General features: G+C 68.2%; 16 protein-coding genes. 10 read left to right on the plus strand and 6 right to left on the minus strand.

The window, feature by feature from the left end:
- Positions 1 to 156 precede the first annotated feature (156 nt).
- A complete protein-coding gene (locus tag QGN32_RS10220; RefSeq protein WP_326548450.1) occupies positions 157 to 1,455 on the minus strand; it encodes an acetyl-CoA C-acetyltransferase in 1,299 nt (432 codons plus the stop codon).
- Positions 1,456 to 1,500: 45 nt separating this feature from the next.
- Between QGN32_RS10220 and QGN32_RS10225 the strand changes: the two genes are divergently transcribed.
- From QGN32_RS10225 to QGN32_RS10235, 3 genes are all read left to right on the plus strand, one after another.
- Positions 1,501 to 2,880 carry a 3-oxoacyl-ACP reductase gene (locus QGN32_RS10225; RefSeq protein ID WP_326548451.1) on the plus strand — a complete coding sequence of 460 codons (1,380 nt, stop codon included), beginning with the start codon at positions 1,501 to 1,503 and terminating at the stop codon, positions 2,878 to 2,880.
- Between the two features lie 22 nt (positions 2,881 to 2,902).
- Complete coding sequence (locus tag QGN32_RS10230; protein ID WP_326549014.1) at positions 2,903 to 3,724, plus strand: MaoC/PaaZ C-terminal domain-containing protein; 822 nt, start codon at positions 2,903 to 2,905, stop codon at positions 3,722 to 3,724.
- 76 nt (positions 3,725 to 3,800) lie between these two features.
- A complete protein-coding gene (locus tag QGN32_RS10235; RefSeq protein WP_326548452.1) occupies positions 3,801 to 4,619 on the plus strand; it encodes a tellurite resistance TerB family protein in 819 nt (272 codons plus the stop codon).
- Between the two features lie 54 nt (positions 4,620 to 4,673).
- Here the strand turns inward: QGN32_RS10235 and QGN32_RS10240 are convergent, their stop codons facing one another.
- Together QGN32_RS10240 and QGN32_RS10245 are read right to left on the minus strand one after the other, a co-directional pair.
- Complete coding sequence (locus QGN32_RS10240; RefSeq protein ID WP_326548453.1) at positions 4,674 to 5,303, minus strand: TetR/AcrR family transcriptional regulator; 630 nt, start codon at positions 5,301 to 5,303, stop codon at positions 4,674 to 4,676.
- Between the two features lie 57 nt (positions 5,304 to 5,360).
- Complete coding sequence (locus tag QGN32_RS10245) at positions 5,361 to 6,548, minus strand: glycoside hydrolase family 3 N-terminal domain-containing protein (protein WP_326548454.1); 1,188 nt, start codon at positions 6,546 to 6,548, stop codon at positions 5,361 to 5,363.
- A gap of 108 nt (positions 6,549 to 6,656) precedes the next feature.
- Between QGN32_RS10245 and QGN32_RS10250 the strand changes: the two genes are divergently transcribed.
- Complete coding sequence (locus QGN32_RS10250) at positions 6,657 to 6,830, plus strand: DUF2613 domain-containing protein (RefSeq protein WP_067214267.1); 174 nt, start codon at positions 6,657 to 6,659, stop codon at positions 6,828 to 6,830.
- Between the two features lie 10 nt (positions 6,831 to 6,840).
- Entirely contained in the window at positions 6,841 to 11,052 is a 4,212-nt protein-coding gene (locus QGN32_RS10255) for an alpha-(1->3)-arabinofuranosyltransferase (RefSeq protein WP_326549015.1), read from the plus strand.
- On the opposite strand, the gene QGN32_RS10260 is transcribed toward QGN32_RS10255, so the two are convergent.
- A complete protein-coding gene (locus QGN32_RS10260) occupies positions 11,045 to 12,640 on the minus strand; it encodes an MFS transporter (protein ID WP_326548455.1) in 1,596 nt (531 codons plus the stop codon). The two genes, QGN32_RS10255 and QGN32_RS10260, sit on opposite strands and share 8 nt — an antisense overlap.
- A 75-nt stretch (positions 12,641 to 12,715) precedes the next feature.
- Here QGN32_RS10260 and QGN32_RS10265 point away from each other — a divergent pair, with 75 nt between their 5' ends.
- Together QGN32_RS10265 and QGN32_RS10270 are read left to right on the plus strand one after the other, a co-directional pair.
- Positions 12,716 to 13,687: a phosphotriesterase family protein gene (locus QGN32_RS10265; protein ID WP_326548456.1), complete on the plus strand. Its 972-nt coding sequence runs from the start codon at positions 12,716 to 12,718 to the stop codon at positions 13,685 to 13,687.
- A 1-nt stretch (position 13,688) separates the two neighbouring features.
- Complete coding sequence (locus QGN32_RS10270) at positions 13,689 to 15,152, plus strand: AMP-binding protein (RefSeq protein ID WP_326548457.1); 1,464 nt, start codon at positions 13,689 to 13,691, stop codon at positions 15,150 to 15,152.
- A 127-nt stretch (positions 15,153 to 15,279) separates the two neighbouring features.
- On the opposite strand, the gene QGN32_RS10275 is transcribed toward QGN32_RS10270, so the two are convergent.
- On the minus strand, positions 15,280 to 16,392 hold the full coding sequence (locus tag QGN32_RS10275) for an acyltransferase family protein (protein ID WP_326549016.1): 1,113 nt from the start codon (positions 16,390 to 16,392) through the stop codon (positions 15,280 to 15,282).
- A 227-nt stretch (positions 16,393 to 16,619) separates the two neighbouring features.
- Between QGN32_RS10275 and pgfA the strand changes: the two genes are divergently transcribed.
- The 3 genes from pgfA to QGN32_RS10290 all read left to right on the plus strand — a co-directional run bounded on the left by pgfA (position 16,620) and on the right by QGN32_RS10290 (position 20,503).
- Positions 16,620 to 17,816, plus strand: a complete 1,197-nt coding sequence (pgfA, locus tag QGN32_RS10280) for a cell envelope lipid trafficking protein PgfA (protein ID WP_326548458.1) — start codon at positions 16,620 to 16,622, stop codon at positions 17,814 to 17,816.
- A 26-nt stretch (positions 17,817 to 17,842) separates the two neighbouring features.
- Positions 17,843 to 19,504 (plus strand): MmpA family trehalose lipid delivery protein, encoded by a 1,662-nt coding sequence (locus tag QGN32_RS10285; RefSeq protein ID WP_326548459.1) that lies wholly within the window; start codon positions 17,843 to 17,845, stop codon positions 19,502 to 19,504.
- A gap of 231 nt (positions 19,505 to 19,735) precedes the next feature.
- A complete protein-coding gene (locus tag QGN32_RS10290) occupies positions 19,736 to 20,503 on the plus strand; it encodes an SDR family NAD(P)-dependent oxidoreductase (protein WP_326548460.1) in 768 nt (255 codons plus the stop codon).
- A gap of 111 nt (positions 20,504 to 20,614) precedes the next feature.
- Here the strand turns inward: QGN32_RS10290 and QGN32_RS10295 are convergent, their stop codons facing one another.
- Entirely contained in the window at positions 20,615 to 21,181 is a 567-nt protein-coding gene (locus QGN32_RS10295; protein WP_326548461.1) for a dihydrofolate reductase family protein, read from the minus strand.
- Positions 21,182 to 21,317: the final 136 nt, after the last annotated feature.

The following is a 21,317-nucleotide window of genomic DNA, read 5'->3' on the forward strand; positions in this document are numbered from 1 at the left end:
ACCAGAGCGAATTTTGTACCTGCGATGGCTGATCGCCAGGCCCCACAAGGTAAGAGCCCCGTACTGCCATCGGGTCGGGGGGTCAGACGGCAGTACGGAGCTATGGGGTCTATCGACGTCGTTGCAACCGGCGTTACAGCGGAGCGCGAATCTCTGTCACGACTCCAGAATGGCCGCCACGCCCTGGCCGCCGGCCGCGCAGATGGAGATCAAGCCGCGCACCGACTGCCCGGTTTCCTGCTTTCGCTCGGCCAGTTGCTTGGCCAACTGCGCCACGATCCGACCGCCGGTCGCGGCGAATGGATGGCCCGCAGCCAGTGACGACCCGTTGACGTTGACCTTCGTCCTGTCGATGCTGCCCAGTGCCTTGTCCAAGCCGAGGCGTTCCTTGCAGTACTCCTCGGACTCGAACGCCTGCAGATGCGCAAGCACCACCGACGCGAACGCCTCGTGGATCTCGTAGAAGTCGAAGTCCTGCAGGCCGAGTCCGTTGCGGGCCAGCAGCCGCGGCACCGCATACGTCGGCGCCATCAGCAGTCCGTCCTTGCCGTTGACGTAATCCACCGCCGCGGTCTCCGCGTCGACGAAGTAGGCGAGCGGTTGGACGCCGTGGGCCGAGGCCCACTCGTCGGATGCCAGCAGGGACACCGAAGCGCCGTCGGTCAGTGGGGTCGAGTTACCCGCGGTCATCGTCGCGTCGCCGTTGCGCACCCCGAACACCGGCTTGAGCTTGGCGAGCTTCTCCGCCGACGAATCGGCCCGCAGGTTGTTGTCGCGGTACACACCCAAGAACGGCGTGACGAGGTCGTCGAAGAAACCGCGGTCGTAAGCGGCGGTCATGTTCCGGTGGCTGGCCGCGGCCAGTTCGTCCTGGTCGGTGCGCTTGATCCCCATCTCCTTGGCGGTGATCGCGGCGTGCTCGCCCATCGACATGCCGGTGCGCGGCTCGCTGTTGACCGGGATCTGGATGCCCAGCGAGGCGGGCAACTTGCCGACCAGCTTCAGCCGGTCGACGTTGGACTTCGACCGGCGCAATCCCAGCAGCGTGCGGCGAAGGTCGTCGCCCAGCGCGATCGGGGCATCCGAGGCGGTGTCGACGCCGCCGGCCGCCGCCACCTCGTAGCGGCCCGCGGCGATGCCGTCGGCCGCGGAGATGGTGGCCTGCAGACCGGTGCCGCACGCCTGCTGGATGTCGAACGCGGGCGTGTACGACGACAGCGCGCTGCCCAGCACGCATTCGCGGATCAGGTTGAAGTCGCGGCTGTGCTTGAGCACCGCACCGCCGATCACTGCGCCGAGGGTCTCCCCGGACAGGTTGAAGCGGTCGATGAGCCCACCCAGCGCGGCGGTGAACATGTCCTGGTTGGACGCGTTGGCGTACGCGCCGTCGGCCCGGGCGAAAGGAATTCTGTTGCCGCCGAGAATGGCGACGCGTCGGCGGGTATCACTAGCCATGAACCCATAGTACCCACCCTTCTTACTCTGGAGTAAGTTTGTCCCATGGCTACCGATCTGTACTCGCAAATCGTCCACTCGACGCCAGGATCGTTCCTCGCCAAGCAACTCGGCATCCCCCAGCCCGAGACGCTGCGCCGTTACCGGCCCGGCGACCCGCCGCTGGCGGGCACGCTGCTCATCGGCTCCGGCTCGATCGCCGGCTCAGCCGGCGGCGAGGGCCGCGTCGTCGAACCGCTGCGTACCGCCCTGGCCGAGGATTACGACGTCGTCTCCAACAACCTCGGCGGCCGCTGGGCCGACTCGTTCGGCGGGCTGGTGTACGACGCGACCGGCATCACCGAACCCGTCGGACTCAAAGGCCTGTACAAGTTCTTCACCCCGCTGTTGCGCAACCTCGGCCCGTCCGGACGCATCGTGGTCGTCGGCACCACGCCCGAACTCGTGGACAACGAGCACGAGCGCATCGCGCAGCGCGCGCTCGAGGGGTTCACCCGGTCGCTGGGCAAGGAGATGCGCCGCGGCGCAACCGTGAACCTGGTCTACCTGTCCCCCGATGCCAAGCCGGCCGCGACGGGTCTGGAGTCGACGATGCGGTTCCTGCTGTCGGGTAAGTCCGCCTACGTCGACGGACAGGTGCTTCGGGTCGGGGCCGACGACGCGGCGCCGCCGGCAGACTGGGACCGGCCGCTGGACGGCAAGGTCGCGATCGTGACCGGTGCTGCCCGCGGCATCGGCGCGACGATCGCCGAGGTGTTCTCGCGCGACGGCGCGAAGGTGGTCTGCATCGACGTAGAGCAGGCCGCCGACGCGCTGGGCCAGACGGCCTCCAAGGTGAGCGGCACCGCGTTGACCCTCGACGTGACCGCCGACGACGCGGTCGACAAGATCACCGAACATCTCCGTGACAACCACGGTGGACGCGTCGACATCCTGGTCAACAACGCCGGTATCACCCGCGACAAGCTGTTGGCCAACATGGATGAGGCGCGCTGGGACTCCGTCATCGCGGTGAATCTTATTGCGCCGCTTGCACTTGCGGAGGGACTGGTGAACAACGGCACGCTCGGCGAGGGCGGCCGGGTGGTCGGACTGTCATCGATGGCGGGTATCGCGGGTAACCGCGGCCAGACCAACTACGCCGCCACCAAGGCGGGCATGATCGGGCTCACCGACAGCCTCTCGGCGGCCTACGCCGACAAGGGCATCACGGTCAACGCGGTCGCGCCCGGGTTCATCGAGACCAAGATGACCGAGGCGATCCCGCTGGCGACCCGCGAGGTGGGCCGGCGACTGAATTCGCTATACCAGGGCGGCCAGCCGGTCGACGTCGCCGAGACCATCGCGTACTTCGCCAGCCCCGCGTCGAACGCCGTCACCGGCAACACCGTGCGGGTGTGCGGCCAAGCGTGGCTGGGAGCGTGACGTGAGCCAACCGTCCGGGCTGATGAACCTGGCGCGTGCTGCCGTGGGCGCGCTGCCCTTGGTGCCGCGTGGCGAGACGCTTCCCGACCGCACGCTGACCGTCGACGACCTGAGCATCGATCCCGAGAACGTGGCGGCCTACGCGGCGGTGACGGGACTGCAGTTCGGCGACACCGTGCCGTTGACGTATCCGTTCGCGCTGACGTTCCCGACGCTGATGTCGTTGGTGACCGGCTTCGACTTCCCGTTCGCGGCAATGGGTTCCGTGCACATCGAGAACCACATCACACAGTACCGCCCGATCGCGGTGACCGACTCCGTGTCGGTGAAGGTGCATGCGGAGAACCTGCGCGAGCACCGACGTGGGCTGCTGGTCGACATCCTCACCGACGTCAGCGTCGGCAATGAGCGGGCGTGGCATCAGGTGACGACGTTTCTGCACCAGCAGCGCACCAGCCTGTCCGACGAGCCGAAGCCGCCGCCGCAGAAGCAGCCCAAGCTGGGGCCGCCGAATGCGGTGCTGCGCATCACGCCCGGCCAGGTCCGGCACTACGCCTCGGTCGGCGGCGACCACAACCCGATCCACACCAACTCGGTCGCGGCCAAGCTGTTCGGCTTCCCGACGGTGATCGCACATGGAATGTTCAGCGCGGCAGCGGTTCTGGCGAACATCGAGGGCCAGCTACCGGGCGCGGTGAAGTATTCGGTGAAGTTCGCCAAGCCGGTGGTGTTGCCCGCCAACGCCGGACTGTACGTCGACCGGGTCTCCGATGGCTGGGACCTGACGTTGCGGCACCTGAAGAAAGGCGACCCGCACCTGTTCGGCACGGTGCGCTCGCTGTAATCCCCGCACGAGAAGACGCTCTACTCGGCCCTGCTGGTGCCTACACTGGAGGGGACGTCGCGGAGGGGGCAACGACATGCTCGTATCGGGTTTCCAACTGTCATTCTCCCCGTCAGGCTCGAGTCAGGATCCCGCGTATACGTCGGGATACGAGCTCGAGATTACGAACCTGTCGGACAAGCGAATTCAGTTCGAAGTTGTAGCCCGTGTGACGCGTTATCGCTTCACGGCGTACGCCATACCCCAGAGTCCAGCTGCCACCCTGGCCAACTTCAAGCGACTGATACCCGGAGTGCTGGCGAACGACCGACACACCTGGTTTGAGGGCGGCTGGCGACGCAGCGCCGGCAAATATGCCCTGCACATCACGATCCCGCTCGATCCAGGCGCCTCGGAACTCTTCGAAATCGTGCCCTCCCTTTACGAACGCTCGTGGTGGCCGCTCGTCGCGGGGCATATCGAACTCACCGTCCCTGCCGTGCGTTCTCCCGACCCACCGTATACCTGGGTTCGACAATCCGACGACCCCGTACCCGTCCTGTTGAATCCGTCCAACGTCGAGACCTGGAGGCCGCTCGGGACCGGCTCCGGTTACAGCGACTCCCGGACTTCGCCCCCGCTGTCTACCGGGCAGGCGTACAACGAAATTCAACCGGACAGCGACCCGACCCTGCTCAGAGTGTCGCTCGAGGCATATCTGACCGCCCTGAAAAGTGACGGGTTGACCGGATCGTCCGCGGGCATCCTGGAACTCTCACCGGAGGATCGTGCCCGAGCGCTGATCGATCTGCTCGCCGCTGTCGACGAGGACGAAGCCGAGCAGGCCGCCCTCAACGAGATCCTCCAGGAACTAGGTATATCGACGCGCGTGGTGCGGCCACCCGGAGGAGAGTAGCCGAATCAAGGCCGCCCGCTTGGTTTCCGAGCGCGTACAGATCGCGATATGTGCCTATTTCGGCGATCTCACCGCGGTCTCGACGGGATGATCCGACGGCGTACCCTTCAGCCCGCGCCAGAACAGGTTGATCATCAGTTCGGCAGCCTCATCCACACCGGCGTCGCCCGCGCTGACCCGGGATGCCACCGCTTCCCCGGCACCGACCAGCGCGACCGCCATCAATTCGAAGTCGGTGTCGGGCTCGGGGTTCCGAGTGCCCGAGCGCAGCAGCCGGCCGACCAGATCGATGATGCGCTCGCGACCTTCACGCACCGTGTGGGCGAACGCCTGAGAACTGGTGGCCTGGCTGTAGAGCACCATCCACGACGCTCGGTTGGCGTCGATGTAGTTCAGGAAGGCCAGAACGGCGGTGCGCAACAGGTCCTTCGGGCTCTGCTTGAAGTCGATCCGGCTGCGCACGTCGTCGACGAACCGGGCCAGTTCCCGATCGAGGCACGCCGCGAACAACTCCTCCTTGGAGCCGTAGTACAGGTAGAGCATCGGCTTGGAGATCTGGGCCTCCGCGGCGATCGCGTCCATCGACGTCTCGTGGTAGCCGTTGACGGAGAAGATCTGCACCGCGGCGTCCAGCATCTGCTGTTCGCGCACGGCGCGCGGCAACCGCTTGGTCCCTCCGGCCATTCCACCAGCGTAGGCAACGCGTGGTCGGGCGGTGTCAGCGGCGGGCGGTGGGTCTGATCAACAGCGCGGGTTGGGGCCCTTCACCGCCGCGAGTCGCAGCACGGAGGCGTCGACGCTGGACGGCGACAGCTCACCGGCGTCGACCGCCTTCTCCAGCCGGTCGAGCACTGCGGGCACCTCGCCGCTGCTCACCCACAACGCAACATCGGCGCCGGCCTGCAGCCCGCGTAAGGCGGCCTCGGCCACGCCGAACCGGTCGGAGATCGCCTGCATGCCCGAAAGGTCGTCGGTGAAGATCGGGCCCCCGAACGGCGGACCCCCGTAGTTGCCCGACCGCAGCAGTGCGTACGCCGCCGGGCTCAGGCTCGCCGGGTCGCTGCCGGTCAGTCCGGGCACCTGCAGGTGACCCACCATGACGCCGACGGGCGCTTGGGCGGTCAGCGTGCGGTACGGGACCAGGTCGGTGTTCTTCAGATCGGCGATGTCGGGGGTGGTGACGCTGCCGGTGTGCGTGTCGCCCGACCCGGAGCCGTGGCCCGGGAAGTGCTTGAGCACCGGCAGCACCCCGGCGTCGCGCAGCCCGCGGGCGTACGCGCCGGCGTAGTCGGTGACGACGGTCGGGTCGGACCCGAACGACCGATCTCCGATAACCCCGTCGGCGTTGGCCGCGTCGGTGACGTCGACGACCGGGGCGAAGTCGATGGTGATGCCCAGACCTCGCATCGCATGGCCGCGCCGCAGCGCGATGTCGTACACCTGCTCGGGCGTGTTGGTCTGCGCGAGCACCCGCGGTGACGGCTGGGAACCGATCAGCGGGGCCAGCCGCGAGACCCGGCCGCCCTCCTCGTCGACGCTGACCGCCAGAGGCAGCGGGGTCGCCGCGCCCGCGATGTCGCGCAGCTGATCACCCATGATCGACAGGTCCGTCCAGCTGCCGATCATGATGCCGCCGACGTGGTGGGTGTCGACGACCGCGCGCGCGTCGCCCGCGTTGGAAACGCCGACCATCAGCAGTTGTGCGAGCTTCTCGCGGGTCGACATGTCAGCCAGCAGTGCCTCCCCGGTTCCGCACGCAGGGGCTGCCGGCGCTTCCGCAGGTGCGGCCGGGGCGTCGGGCACGGCGGTGGCCGCCTTGGTGATGGGCGCCGACGGGGGTGATGTCGCGGCTTCTTGGGCGGCGGGCGAGCACGCCATCAGCAGTACGGGAGTGGCAGCGAGGGCACACAATGCACGGGGCAGGGCCATGGGCCTCGACACTAACGGCTGTGGTGGCTCAGTTCTATTACGTGGTCGGCGTGTGCCACCAGAACACGCGTTCAGCTGCGCACATGGGCCGCATGCTACTTTTGCCGCATGGATCGGTTCCTCGTGCCGGCGGCCGCCAGCATCGTGGTCGGCCTGCTGCTGGGCGCGGCAGCCGTTTTCGGTGTGACGCTGATGGTGCAGCAGGACGACAGGCCTCCTCTGCAAGCGGGCGATCCAGCGTCCTCGGTGCTCAACAGGGTCGAGTACGGCGACAGAAGTTAGGGCCGAGCCCCTGTCGCGGCGCTGGCTGTGGGTGGCCGCTGCGGCGGCGCTGGCCCTGACTTTCGCCCAGTCACCCGGACAGATCTCACCCGACACCAAGCTGGACCTGACCGCCAATCCGCTGCGGTTCCTCACCCGGGCGTTCAACCTGTGGAACAGCGAACTGCCGTTCGGGCAGGCCCAGAACCAGGCCTACGGCTACCTGTTCCCGCACGGCTCCTTCTTCCTCGTCGGCGACGTCATCGGCCTGCCCGGCTGGGTGACCCAGCGGCTGTGGTGGGCGATCCTGCTGGTAGTCGGGTTCTGGGGCCTGCTGCGGCTGGCCGAGGCGCTCGGGATCGGCACTCCCACGTCACGGGTCGTCGCCGCGGTCGCCTACGCCCTGTCCCCGCGGGTGCTGACCACCCTCGGCGCGATCTCGTCGGAGACGCTGCCGATGATGCTGGCGCCGTGGGTGCTGCTGCCAATGATCCTCGTTCTGCAGGGCGGGTCCGGAGGGGTGGGAAGGGCAGAGGGCGGACCGCGGGTGCGGATGCTCGCGGCGAGGTCCGCCGTGGCGGTCGCGTTGATGGGCGCGGTCAACGCGGTGGCCACCCTCACCGGTTGCCTGTGCGCGGTCATCTGGTTGGCGTGTCACCGCCCCACCCGGTTGTGGTGGCGTTTCACCGCGTGGTGGACGCTCGGCATCACACTCGCCGTGCTGTGGTGGGTCGTCGCGCTGGTGATGCTGGGCCGGATCAGCCCGCCGTTCCTCGACTTCATCGAATCATCCGGCGTCACCACGCGGTGGATGTCACTGACCGAGATGCTGCGCGGCACGGATGCCTGGACGCCGTTCGTCGCACCGAACGCGACGGCCGGCGCCACGCTGGTGACGGGTTCGGTTGCCGTGTTGGCCACCGCCCTGGTCGCGGCCGCCGGCCTGGCGGGACTGGCCATGACGACGATGCCTGCGCGCGGGCGGCTGATCACCATCCTGTTGATCGGTGTCACGCTGCTCGCACTCGGCTACTCCGGCGGACTGGGATCACCTCTTGCACAGCAGGTTCAGGCGTTCCTCGACGCATCCGGAACACCGCTGCGCAACCTGCACAAGCTGGAACCGCTGCTGCGACTGCCGCTGACGCTGGGGCTGGCCCATCTCCTCGGCCGCATCCCGCTGCCGGGCAGCGCACCGCGTGCGGAGTGGACGACGGCGCTGGCGCATCCCGAACGGGACAAGCGGGTCGCGGTGGGGATCGTGGTGCTGGTCGCACTGGCCGCAGGCACCTCTCTGGCGTGGACCGGAAGGCTCACTCCGCCAGGTGCTTTCGATGCCATCCCGCAGTACTGGCATGACACCGCCGACTGGCTCGACCAACACAACACGGACGGCCGCGTACTGGTGGCGCCCGGTGCGCCGTTCGCCACCCAGGTGTGGGGCAACAGCCACGACGAACCGCTGCAGGTACTCGGCCACAGCCCGTGGGGTGTCCGCGACTCGATCCCGCTCACGCCGCCACAGACGATCCGCGCGCTGGACTCCGTGCAGCGGCTCTTCGCCGCGGGCCGACCGTCCGCCGGGCTGGCCGACACCCTTGCCCGCCAGGGCATTTCGTACGTCGTGGTGCGCAACGACCTGGACCCCGAGTCGTCCCGCTCGGCACGGCCGCTGCTCGTGCACCGGGCCGTCGACGGCTCACCCGGCCTGGACAAGGTCGCGGAGTTCGGCGGTTTGGTCGGGCCCGGCACCTTGGCCGGATTCGTCGCCGACAGCGGTCTGCGACCGCGCTACCCCGCCGTCGAGATCTACCGGGTACACGCCGATATGCCGGTGACGCCCTACCTGGTGGACACCGACCGGATGGCGCGCGTCGACGGTGCACCCGAGGCGCTGTTGCGGCTCGACGAGCGCCGTCGACTGCTCGACCGGCCACCGCTCGGTCCCATGCTGTTGACCGCCGACGCCGAGCGGGCACGGCTGCCCGACCCACCAGGAACCGGGGTCACCGTGACCGACACGCCGCTCGCGCGCGAAACCGACTACGGTCGCGTCGACGACCACTCCTCGGCGATCCGCGCCCCGGGTGATGCCCGGAACACCCACAACCGGGTCATCGACTACCCCTCTCCGGGAGCCGATCTCGTGTACGGGCAGTGGAACGGTGGCCGGGTCTCGGTGTCGAGTTCGGCGGCGGACTCCACCGCACTTCCCAACGTCGCGCCCGCCACCGGTCCGGCCGCGGCCATCGACGCAGATCCGTCGACGAGCTGGGTTTCGAACTCGCTGCAGTCCGCGATCGGGCAGTGGCTGCAGGTCGACTTCGACCATCCCGTCACGAACGCGACGATCACGGTCACCCCCAGCGCCACCGCAGTCGGCGCGCAGATCCGCCGCATGGAGATCTCGACCGTCAACGGCACCAGCACGATGCGCTTCGACGAGCCGGGCAAACCGCTGACCGCGGCGCTGCCCTACGGAGAGTCACCGTGGGTGCGGATCACTGCGGTCGCCACCGACGACGGGTCGCCCGGTGTGCAGTTCGGGCTCACTGACATCGCCGTCACCCAGTACGACGCCAACGGTTTCGCCCATCCGGTCAGCCTGCGCCACACCGTGGCGGTGCCCGGTCCGCCTCCGGATTCTGCTGTGGCGCAATGGGATCTGGGCTCTGAGTTGCTCGGCCGCTCGGGCTGCGCTCAGAGCTCGACCGGTCTCAGGTGCGCCGCCCTGATGGCGCTGTCTCCCGAGGAACCGGTGAATCTCAGCCGGACGCTGACCGTGCCGGCGCCGATCGCTGTGACGCCGACGGTCTGGGTGCGCGCCCGCCAGGGCCCCAAACTGGCCGACCTGGTCAGTGCGCCGGGGGCCGTCCGGGCCCTCGGCGACGCCGATCCGGTCGACGTTCTCGGTTCGGCCTACGCCGCCGCCGACGGTGATCCCGGCACCGCGTGGACCGCCCCCCAGCGTGTCGTACAGCAAGGGACGCCACCCACCCTGACGTTGAAGCTGCCCCGGCGCAGCGAGGTCGCCGGGCTCCGGGTCGCGCCGAGTTCCTCAGAGCTTCCAGCACATCCGAGCCTGCTGGCCGTCGATCTGGGCGACGGCCCGCAGATCCGGCGCGTGGTCGGGGATGCGGGAGCCCAGACGCTGAACCTCAAACCGCGGGTCACGGACACCGTGACGGTGTCCATCCTCGACTGGGACGATGTCATCGACCGCACGGCGCTCGGCTTCGACCAACTCAAACCGCCGGGCCTGGCCGAGGTGACGGTGCTCGACGCCCGGGGCGCACCGATCGCGGCCGCCGACGCGGCGGCCAATCGGGGCCGCAAGATCGAATTGCCCTGCGGTGCTGGGCCGGTCATCGGCATCGCCGGCCAGTTCGTGCAGACCTCGCTCACCACCAGCGTCGGCGCCCTGCTCGACGGCGCGCCCGTCGCCGCGCGCCCGTGCCGCACCGAACCGATCGTGCTGCCCGCCGGACAGCAGGAGTTGGTGATCAGCCCCGGCGCCGCGTTCATCGTGGACGGCGCACAACTCGAGGGACCACTGGCCGACGAAATACGGGCGGCACCTACCACTCCCGTGCAGACGGGTAGGTGGCAAGCAGACCACCGGGAGGTGACGGTCTCTCCGTCGTCGGCGTCCCAGGTACTGGTGGTGCCCGAGAGCATCAACCCGGGCTGGGTCGCGCACGACAGCGACGGGACAACGCTGAACCCCATCACGGTGAACGGCTGGCAGCAGGGCTGGCTGCTGCCGCCGGGCACGGCCGGCCCGGTCACGCTGACCTTCCCGTCGAACGGACCTTACCGCGTCGGCCTGATCGGCGGGCTGGCGCTGCTTCCGATGCTCGCACTGCTGGCCTTCCTTCCGATGCGCAGGCGCCCCCCGCCCGCCGATCCGGTGCCGGTGTGGCGACCGCACCCGGTCGCCGTTGGCGCGGTGGTGCTTGCCGTCGGCGCGGTGATCTCGGGACCGTGGGGCGTCGTCGTGGTCGGCACCGCCCTGGGGGTTCGGCGTCTGTTACGGAACCGCGAAAAACTCTGCGAGGCAATAACCGTCGGCGTGTCGGCCGGCGGGCTGATTCTGGCCGGCGCGGTGCTGAGCCAGAATCCGTGGCGGTCGGTCGACGGCTACGTCGGGCATTCATGGGGTGTGCAGCTGCTGACGCTGGTCTCGGTGGCCGCCGTCGCCGTCTCGACCGTGCCGATGCGCAGCGGTGAGCGGCTCAGCTGACGGCTATCAGGTGCTCGAGCTTGGGCTCGCCGATGACGTGCCTGTCGACCTCCTGCTCGGCGATCAGGTCCTGCCTCGTCTGCCGGATGGCGTGCTGGTGCAGATGCTCGTACCACGACCGCACGACGAATCCCTCGACGAACGTGTTGGGCCGCTCGCCGCTGCGGAACAACCGCCATTGCACGGCCCCGGTGCGCTGCCGCGAGCGCCTCACCCGGTCCATCGCCGCGACGAACGCCGTTTCGTCCTGCGGTGCGACCCGATAGGTCTTCAGCACAACAACCGGCCCGTCGGGTGGGGCGGGCTCGAACACCAGCGCCGGCTCCGGCCAGTGCGCAGACGGTTCGATGTCGAGGTCACCGGTGCTTCGGTGCAGCGGCCACCACAGCAACGACACGGCGCAGACGCCGAGCAACCCGGCGCTGATCAGCAGCGCCGTCACGCTGTTGGTGGCGCCCGCCACCAGTCCCCAGACCAGTGAGCCGATCGCCTGGCCGCCCATGAACACCAGCAGGTAGACCGACAGGCCGCGGGCCCGCACCCAGGCCGGGAGGCTCAGCTGCATCGACGCGTTGAGCGTCGACAACGTGAGTAACCAGGACATCCCGCCGACCACCATCGCGACGATGACGACCGCCAACACCGGTACGAGGGCCAGCACCGCGGTGGCGAGCGCGAAGCCGACGGCACCGATCGTCAGCAGGACGTTGCGGCCGAACGCCGTCAGCAGTCGCGACAGCACCGTCGCGCCGAACACGGCGCCGACGCCCAGCGCGCCCAGCAGCACGCCGTAGCCCGCAGACGACAGATGCAGTTGCCGACTGGCGATGACCGCGAGCAACGCCCACAGCGCGCTGGCGGGCGCGATGAACAGCAGCGCCCGAAACAGGATGCGCCGCACCACCGGCGAGCTGCGGATGAACCGCCCGCCCGCGCTCAGCGCCGACACGGGTCGCTCGGTCGGCAACAACCGTTCGGCGGTCGGGCGGCGCCAGACGAACAACACCATCACGATGCCGGCGAACGACACCGCGTTGAGCGCGAACACCAACGTAGGTCCCGACAGCGACACCAGCACACCCGCGATGGCGGGCCCGACCGCCCGTGCGCCGTTCAGTGCCAAGCTGGTCAGCGCGGCGGCCGCCGGGATCTGCTCGCGTGGGACGAGTTCGGGCTGAATGGCCTGCCATGCCGGCGCGGTCAGGGCCTGCCCACAACCGACCAGGAACAGCAGGATCAGCAGCACGGCGGGAGTCGCCAGCCCGACCCCCGTCAACACCGCCAGCGTCGAGACACCCGCCGCCATCGCCGCCTGAGTGGCGATCAGCAGCCGACGCCGGTCGATCAGATCCGCCACTACTCCCGAGGGCAGCGCCAATAGCATCACCGGCAGCGTCGTCGCGGTCTGCACCAGCGGCACCAGCACCGCCGCGTTGGGATCAGCCACCAACATCCACTGTGCGCCGACCGTCTGCATCCAGGTACCGAGGTTCGACACGAACTGCGCGATCCACAGCGCGCGGTAGATCGGCGAGGACAGCGGCGCCCACGCCGACGGCGCGGCGCGCACCGTGGATGTTGCCGCCATGCGGTTCTGGCCTTTCGCTATGGATCCATTCTCATGTACCCGATTGAGCGACCGCTATCTCGTAGCATCGGCCGCGTGCCGCACCTGAACACCGCCCGCGGGCCGATCGACACCGCGAATCTCGGTGTCACCCTCATGCACGAGCACGTCTTCATCCAGTCCTGCGACATCTCAGCCAACTATCCGGAAGTCTGGGGTGACGAAGCCGAGCGCGAGGCCGACGCCGTCGTCCGCCTCAACGAGCTGAAGGCCCGCGGCGTCGACAGCATCGTCGACCTCACGGTGATCGGAATGGGCCGCTACGTCCCGCGCATCGAGCGCATCGCCGCGCAGACCGACATCAACATCGTCGTGGCGACCGGTGTCTACACCTACAACGACGTGCCGATGTTCTTTCATTTCAGCGGTCCGGACACTCCCCTCGGCGAGCCGATGGTCGAGATGTTCGTCCGAGACATCACCACCGGGATCGCAGGCACCGGTGTGAAGGCGGCCATCCTCAAGTGCGCGACCGACGAACCCGGCCTGACGCCGGGCGTCGAGCGGGTGCTCCGAGCGGTGGCACAGGCACACCGGGAGACCGGCGTCCCGATCTCGACGCACACACACGCCGCGACCAAGCGGGGCCTCGATCAGCAGCGGATCTTCGCCGAGGAGGGCGTCGACCTCTCCCGTGTCATGATCGGTCACTGCGGCGACAGCACCGACCTCGACTACTTGGAGGAGCTGATCGGCAGGGGTTCCTTCATCGGCATGGACCGGTTCGGCGTGGATGTGTTCCTCGGGTTCGAGGACCGCGTCGACACCGTGGCCCAGATGTGCGAACGCGGTCACGCCGACAAGATGGTGCTGTCGCACGACGCAGCCTGCTTCATCGACTGGTTACCGGAAACCCTCGTGCCGCAATCCATGCCGAACTGGCACTATCTACACATTCACAACGACGTCATTCCCGCGCTCAAGGAGCGTGGCGTCAGCGACGAGCAGCTGACCACGATGCTCGTCGACAATCCGCGCCGGGTCTTCGAGGCGCAGGGCGGTTACTGACATGGCCGGGCCGGTCGCCCCGATCAGTACACAGGTATCGAGCCTTGCCGAGCGTGAGCCCGACGCGCCGGCGGTCACCTGCGGGGCCGTCACGCTCACCCGCGCCGAATTCGACGCGTCGACCAACCGGCTGGCCCGCGCCTATGCCGAACTCGGTGTGCGACAAGCTGACTACGTCACGGTGGTGCTGCCGAACTCCATCGAGTGGGCGCAGGCGGTGCTCGCCATCTGGAAGCTTGGCGCGGTGCCGCAGCCGCTCTCACCGCGGCTGCCCGACGCGGAACTGGCAGGGCTGCTCGAGCTGCGGCCCCGCGCGCTGGTGGTGGGCCGCCACCACCCGACGGACCGGACACCAAGCGTGCCCGCGGGTTACGTACCCGACCCGGCGGTATCGGACGCGCCCCTCCCGGAGAAGGTGTCGCCGGTGTTCAAGGCCATGGCATCAGGCGGCAGCACCGGCAGACCCAAGCTGATCGAGTCCGGCGGCGACAGCCGGTTCCCGCCCCACGCGGGCTATCCGCTCGGCGCGCAGGAGGGTGATGTCAACCTGCTCTCGGTCCCGCTGAGCCACAACACCGGATTCACCACGTTCGCAATCGGACTCGTACAGGGCCACCATCTGGTTGTGATGCCGCGGTTCGATCCGCACGAGTTCCTCCGGTTGGTCACCGAACACCGCGTCACGTACCTGGCCACGGTGCCGACCATCATGCAGCGCCTGCTTCCTGTCTACCGGGCCGACCGCGACGCCTACGACCTGTCGTCGATCCGGCGGTTCTGGCATGTCGGCGCTCCGTGTCCACCCGCGGTCAAGCGGGCCTGGATCGAGCTTCTGGCACCGGATGCGTTGTGGGAGCTGTACGGCGGCACCGAATTGCAGGCGCTGACATTCATCTCCGGCGAGCAGTGGCTGGCACATCCCGGCTCGGTCGGAGTCGTCGTCGCCGGGGAGATGAAGGTGCTCGACGACGACGGCAACGACTGCCCGCCGGGCGTGGTCGGCGAGGTCTACATGCGGCCGTCGCCGGGCAGCGCACCCACCTACCGGTACATCGGCGCCACCGCGAAGTCGCGCGACGGCTGGGACTCGCTGGGCGACCTCGGATACTTCGACGCCGACGGTTTCCTCTACCTCAGCGACCGTCGGGTCGACATGTTCACCGTCGGCGGCCGCAACGTCTACCCGGCCGAGATCGAGGCGGCGCTCTGCGAGCACCCCGGGGTGCTGTCGTGTCTAGTGGTCGGCGTCCCCGATGACGACCTGGGCCAGGTGCCGCATGCCCTCGTGCATGCCGATGGCGGGCTCGACGAGGCGTCCGTCATCGCGTTTCTGTCCGAACGCCTCGAGCGCTACAAAGTGCCGCGCAGCGTGGAGTTCACCGACGTGCCGTTGCGCGACGACGCGGGTAAGGCGCGTCGCTCCGCGGTGCGCGACGAGGTCATCTCGCGACGGCGATTGAGCTAGGGGGCGATGCTCGGCGGCGACCGCCATCTCACCGCTGCGCTCAGCGCCCGGAGATGGCTCACTGGTTGATTGCATGCACCTGGTGCGTGGGATCAACCAGTTAGGGACCCAAAACCGCGCAATCCAGTCACCGCGCGACGGGCTCAGGCACGCTGCTGACCGAGGAGTCCAGCGGCGGAACCGGGCGGCTGTGGCGATATTCCCAGCGCCGCAACGCCGTTCGGCATGGCGACTCCACCAGCGCGTAGCTGACCGCAGCGATCGCGAACCCGAACACCACTGTCAGCACCAGCACCACCGGCATGTGCCCGTTGAACGCGAACTCGCCGATGACCGGGAACACCATCGCCAGCGCGGCGAGATGCCAGACGAAAAGCCCATACGACCACCGCCCCAACGTCACCATCGTGGTGTTGCCCAGCAGTCGGTGCGATGTGTCGGGACGGTCGAGGACGAGCGGCGCGAGGAGCGCGCCTGCGACCACCGCACCCATCGTGACCTTGACGACGAACTGACCGGCCGTGCCCGGGGTGAGCCCCTCGGGCCCCGCGATCGGCGAGGCCGCGACCACAAACGCGCCCGCCGCGACGACCGCCATCAGCACCCGCCGCCGGGCCAGTCGGTGCGGCCATCCGACTGGTGTGACCGTCAACTCGGCGAGCAGCATGCCCGCGGCGAACCACGAGAAGAAGGCAGGCGGCCAGTTCAAGTGGTTTACGCCGGCGGCTGTGGCGATCGGCAGCACCGCCCACCCCAGGCTCGCGATCGCCGCACCGGCGATGACAGGAATCCGCGCGCGGACCGGGATCCGTCGCACCAAGAACGCGAGCAGTGGCAGCGCGAGATAGAACGCCACCTCGACCGAGAGGCTCCACATCTGGGTCAGCCCGGCGGTCAGGGTGAGCGGCACGTAGATCTGGGTCAGGGTGAGGTTGGCCAGCCACACGGTCAGGTCCGCCTTCACCTCGGGCAGCAGCGACAGGATCACCACCACCGCGACCAGGTAGCCGGGCATGATGCGGACGACCCGCGAGCGCAGGTAGTGGCCGGTCGGCGGGATGGGTCGCAGCCCGCGCGCTGCCGCGGCGTGCCCACGCCACAACAGGAAGCCCGAGAGTGCGAAGAAGACCGCGACCGCCAGATCGAACCGGCCGAACAGCCGTCCGGTGACCCCGCCGGTGTGGCCGGTCTGGAAGGCGACGTGGGTGACGACGACCCCGACGGCGGCGCAGGCCCGCATGCCTTCCACGGCGGGCAGGAACCCTCGAGTCCCGCCGACTTCCGCCCGGTCGTTCAGGCTGTCTTTCTGCCCGCCCACGGCAATCAGTGTGCCGGGCGGATCGAAACTCGCTGAACAGGGGTGCCTGGTGGCCTCCGGGGTGCGCCCGGACTGAACGACGCCTTTAAATTGTGCTGTTAGGGTCAAACGGGTTTCTGCGGGCATACCGCAGGTGAAGGAGGCACGGTTTGAACCGCGCAGTGGCGCTGCGTATTGCGGCGTGCGGACTCTTGGGGCTGGGAGCTGCCCTGCTGATCGCCGCGCTGTTGCTGTCCACCTACACCCACAGCAAGATCGCCAAGATTCCGCTCGACCTGGATGCCACGCTGATCAGCGACGGCACCGGGACCGCCTTCGACCCACAATCGCTGAACGCGGAACGATTCAAAGTCGACCGGGACGTGCCGATGGTGCAACAGGAGCAGGTCTCGGTCGAGTCCCCGTCGAATGCCGACGTGGTGACGCTCCAGGTCGGTAGCTCGCTGCGGCGCACCGACAAACAGCAGGACACGGGTCTGCTGCTGGCGTTGGTCGACACCGTGACCGTCAACCGCAGGACCGCCGAGGCGGTCTCGAGTGAGAGCAATCCGGGCGGCGCGGTGCAGAAGCCACGCGCCATGGAAGACGACAGGCCGCCGACCAACATCGCGCTGCCGCACGAGGGCCTGGCCTACCGGTTCCCGTTCGACACCGAGAAGAAGACGTACTCCGTTTTCGACCCGATCGCGCAGAAGGCGTTCGACGCCAACTACGACGGCGAGGAAGACGTCAACGGCATGACCACCTACCGGTTCAGCCAGAACATCGGGTATGACGCGGACGGCAAGCTGGTCGAGCCGGTGAAGTACGCGTCGCTGTTCGAGGACGACGCCGACAGCGAGGTCACCGCGCGCGCGGCGATGTGGGGCGTGCCCGGTGAACCCGACGAGCCGGTCACGATGTCGCGGTACTACGCCGCCCAGCGCACGTTCTGGGTCGACCCGGTATCCGGGACGATCGTCAAGAAGGACGAGCACGGCTACCACTACTACGCCCGCGAGCCGCTCAAGCCCGAGGTGACGTTCGTCGACTACAAGGTCGCGTTCAACGAGGAGACCGTCGAGTCCCAGGTCGCCAGCGCGGGTGACGAACGGGACAGGGTCGCGCTGTGGGGTCGCATCCTGCCGATCACGTTCACCGCGATGGGGTTGGTGCTGCTGGTCGGCGGCGCGCTGCTCGGCTCGTTCAGCATGCGTGCGGAGTCCGCGCTGATCGACCCCGGTCTCGACGAAGCCGACCATGGGTTCTTCGACACCCAGGGCATCAAGGTTCCGGGGGCCGAAGCCAAGACCGAGAAGATACCGACATCTCGACCGACCGACCTGCCGCCGGACAAACCGGTCTGACCGCGCCCCTGCGGGCGCAGTCGGTGGTGGCTCGCGTGTTCCCGCCGGCATATGCGCTGGTGCTCGCCCTCGCGGTGACGACGCCGCTGCTCGCCCCGGGGTACCTGTTGTTGCGCGATGCGGTGTCGACGCCGCACTCGTATCTGTCCGATGCCGCGCTCGGGCTGTCGGAGGCCGCACCGCGGGCCCTGCCGCAGGACTTCTTCGTGGCGGTCGTGTCGTCGGTGGTCGACGGCGGTGTGGTGGTCAAGGCGCTGCTGATCGCCGGGCTGTGGCTGGCGGGGTGGGGCGCCGCACGTCTGGCCGCCGCGGTGGTGCCCGAGTCCGGGCCGGCCGGGCAGTGTGTGGCGACGACGATCGCGGTGTGGAACCCGTATGTCGCCGAACGTCTCCTGCAGGGCCACTGGAGCCTTCTCGTCGGATACGGGTGCCTGCCGTGGGTGGCGGGCGCGATGCTGCGGATGCGGGAAGCGCGGTCGTGGCTCGCTGCGGGCGCGCTGGTCTTCTGGATCGCACTGGCCGGGCTGACGCCGACGGGGTTGATGCTGGCCGCGACAACGGCCCTGGCGTGCGTCTTCGCGCCCGGCCGGGGGTGGTCGCGGTGGCGGAGTGCGGGGCTCGCGCTGGGCGCGTCGGTCGTCGCAGCGTTGCCCTGGCTGATCGCGGCGACGATGGCGCGCAGCCTGGAGTCGTCGCAGGCCGAGGGGGTCGTCGCGTTCGCCGCACGGGCCGAGCCGGGCCTGGGAACTCTCCTCAGCCTGGCCGGGCTGGGCGGTATCTGGAACGGTGACGCGGTACCACCATCGCGCACAACGCTTTTCGCTGTTGTTGCGACCGCGGCATTGCTGGGTGTCGTCGCGCTGGGCCTGCCGGCCGTGCTGCGGCGGCCCGTGGCGGCGCCGCTGTTGGTGCTCGGGTTGTTCGCGATCGTGGTGCCCGCGCTGATGGCCACCGGGCCCGGTCTCGTCGTGGTCGAGGCGGCGATCCGCGCCATGCCGGGACTCGGTGTGGTGCGCGACGCGCAGAAGTGGGTGGCGTTGGCGGTGCCCGGTTACGCGCTGGCCGGAGCGGCGGCGGTGGTCACGTTGCGACGCTGGCTGCCCGGCGCGGCGGCCGCGCTCCTGTGTTGCGTGGCGTTGATCGCGACGCTGCCGGACCTCGCTTGGGGGGTGGGCGGCAAGCTGACGCCGGTGCAGTACCCGCCTGCGTGGACGAAGGTGGCTGCGATGATCAACGCCGACCCGCGCCCTGTCGCCGTGCTGCCCGTCGACAGCATGCGCCGGTTCGACTGGGCGGGCGAGGCGCCGGTGCTCGACCCGTTGCCGCGTTGGGTCCGCGCCGAGGTGCTGTCCACCGGTGACCTCGAGATCGGCGACCGGACAGTGCATGGGGAGGGACAGCGGGCACGCGAGGTGCAGGAGATCCTCGTCGAGAGCGCCGATCGCGAACTGCTCGCGGATGCCGGCGTCGGGTGGGTAGTCATCGAATCAGACGGTCTCGCAGAGCATTTGCCCTTACCCATCGCCTACTCCGATGGGGAACTCACGCTGTACCGCGTGGGCGGCTCATCGCCACGTGCCGACGGCCGCGGCGTCGTGGTGGCCGCTCACTTGGGCTGGCTGGCGCTGCTCCTCGTCGGCGCGGGCCTATCGCTCGTGGCGGCGGTACGGCGCCGACACGGCTATTGACTCGCTCCGTCGATACAACGGGTAGGCCCTCGTGGCCGAGCGCGCAAGATCCCTACGCTTCTGAGGCCTACTCGAAAAACTGAGAGGCCGGATCGAACCCAAAGTGCCTGTGCCGAAACCACCGTTTGCGGAAGAAATATGAGATACGGCTCTAGCCGAACGACAAAGGTTTACCGTTCGTCGTCAAAGGGCTAGGAGGCGGCGATGGAAATCAATGGTGCGAAAGCGGTGGTGACGGGTGCTGCCGGTGGCCTCGGTGGTGCGATTGCCCGTGCCCTGCACACTCGCGGGGCGCACCTCATCCTTCTCGGTAGACGAGAAGATGCCCTCCAGTCTCTAACGTCGCAGTTGACCGGTGCCGAAATCCTCGTTTGCGATCTGGCAGACAGTGGCCAGGTCGCCGAACTGACCGCTCGCTTGGCCGACATCGACATCATGGTCGCAAACGCGGCGTTACCCGCCACCGGGAAGCTGGATGACTTCACGCCCGAGCAGCTGAACCGGGCACTCGACGTGAACCTGCGAGCACCCATGCTGATGACACAGCAGCTGCTTCCCGGGATGCTGCAACGCGGGCGTGGCCACTTTGTCTACATCTCATCGATCGCCGGTAAGCTGCCCAGCGCCCGCGTACCCATCTACTCGGCCACAAAGGCCGGGCTGCGCGGCTTTTGCGGATCGCTTCGCCAGGATCTTCACGGGTCTGGGGTAAGCGCATCGGTGGTCTTTCCAGGAACGATGATGGACGCCGGCATGCTCGCCGATGCACATCTTCCATCTACGCCGGGTACGAAGGGAACGTCGTGCGACTTCGTCGCGCGTCGCGTCATCGCCGCCATCGAGAAGAACCTGGGCGAAGTCGATGCCGCCGAACTACCCATCCGCATCATGGCGCGGTTCGGTGGCGTAGCGCCGGAATTAGCCGCGCGCCTCGCGCGTAGGAAGGATTCCATCGCGTGGGGCGACCAGGTCGCCGCAGGGCTGCGTCACCTCCGTTGAGTTGCTCTGCCTGAGAATGTATTTCGTCACTGGTTGGTTAGGTCCCTCGACGCCAAAGTCGAGATCTGTATCTCGTAGTGCATCGCAGCTCGCCTGGCTGTGTATGTCCGGTCAGTCGTGTTTCGCCTCGTAGCGCAGCAGGACCGTGCCACCCGGGAAGGTGCGGTTCTCCAACAGTCGCAGCGAGATCCATGACGGCAGGGTCGGAAAGAACGGGATGCCGCCGCCAACGGCGGTGGGCGCGATCACGATCCGGTACTCATCCACCAGTCCGGCCTGCACGATCGGTGCGGCCAGCGTCGCGCCGGCCACTTCCAGCCTGCCGCCGGTTTCGGCTTTCAGCTTCGTTACCACCCCGACCGGGTCGTTGCGTTCCAGGCGGGAGTTCCAGTCGACGGACTCCAGGGTGCGCGAGAACACGACCTTGGGCATGTCGCGCCAGATGCGGGCGAAGTCGACGATCAGAGGGGTGGCGTCCGGGGCCTTGTCGGCGGTTGGCCAGTATGCGGACATCAGCTCGTAGAGCCGCCGGCCATAGAACGACAGGGCAGTCTCACGCTCAAAGTCGTTCCAGTACTGGTGCAATTCGTCGCTCGGATCGGACCAGTCGATGTTGCCTTCTGCATCGGCGATGTACCCGTCCACCGACACGTTGAAGCCATAGATGAGTTTGCCCATGCAGATCAGACTGCACCGGAGGGCAGAACTCATCGCGATACCACACGGGACACTGTTCAAATCCTCGTGGATGGGCGAGCGTTAGGCGGCCTCCTTCAGAGTGGACTGCACGCCGTCGCCGACCGCGAGGAGGGTT

The sequence above is a fragment of the Mycolicibacterium sp. ND9-15 genome (assembly GCF_035918395.1).
Lineage (GTDB): Bacteria > Actinomycetota > Actinomycetes > Mycobacteriales > Mycobacteriaceae > Mycobacterium.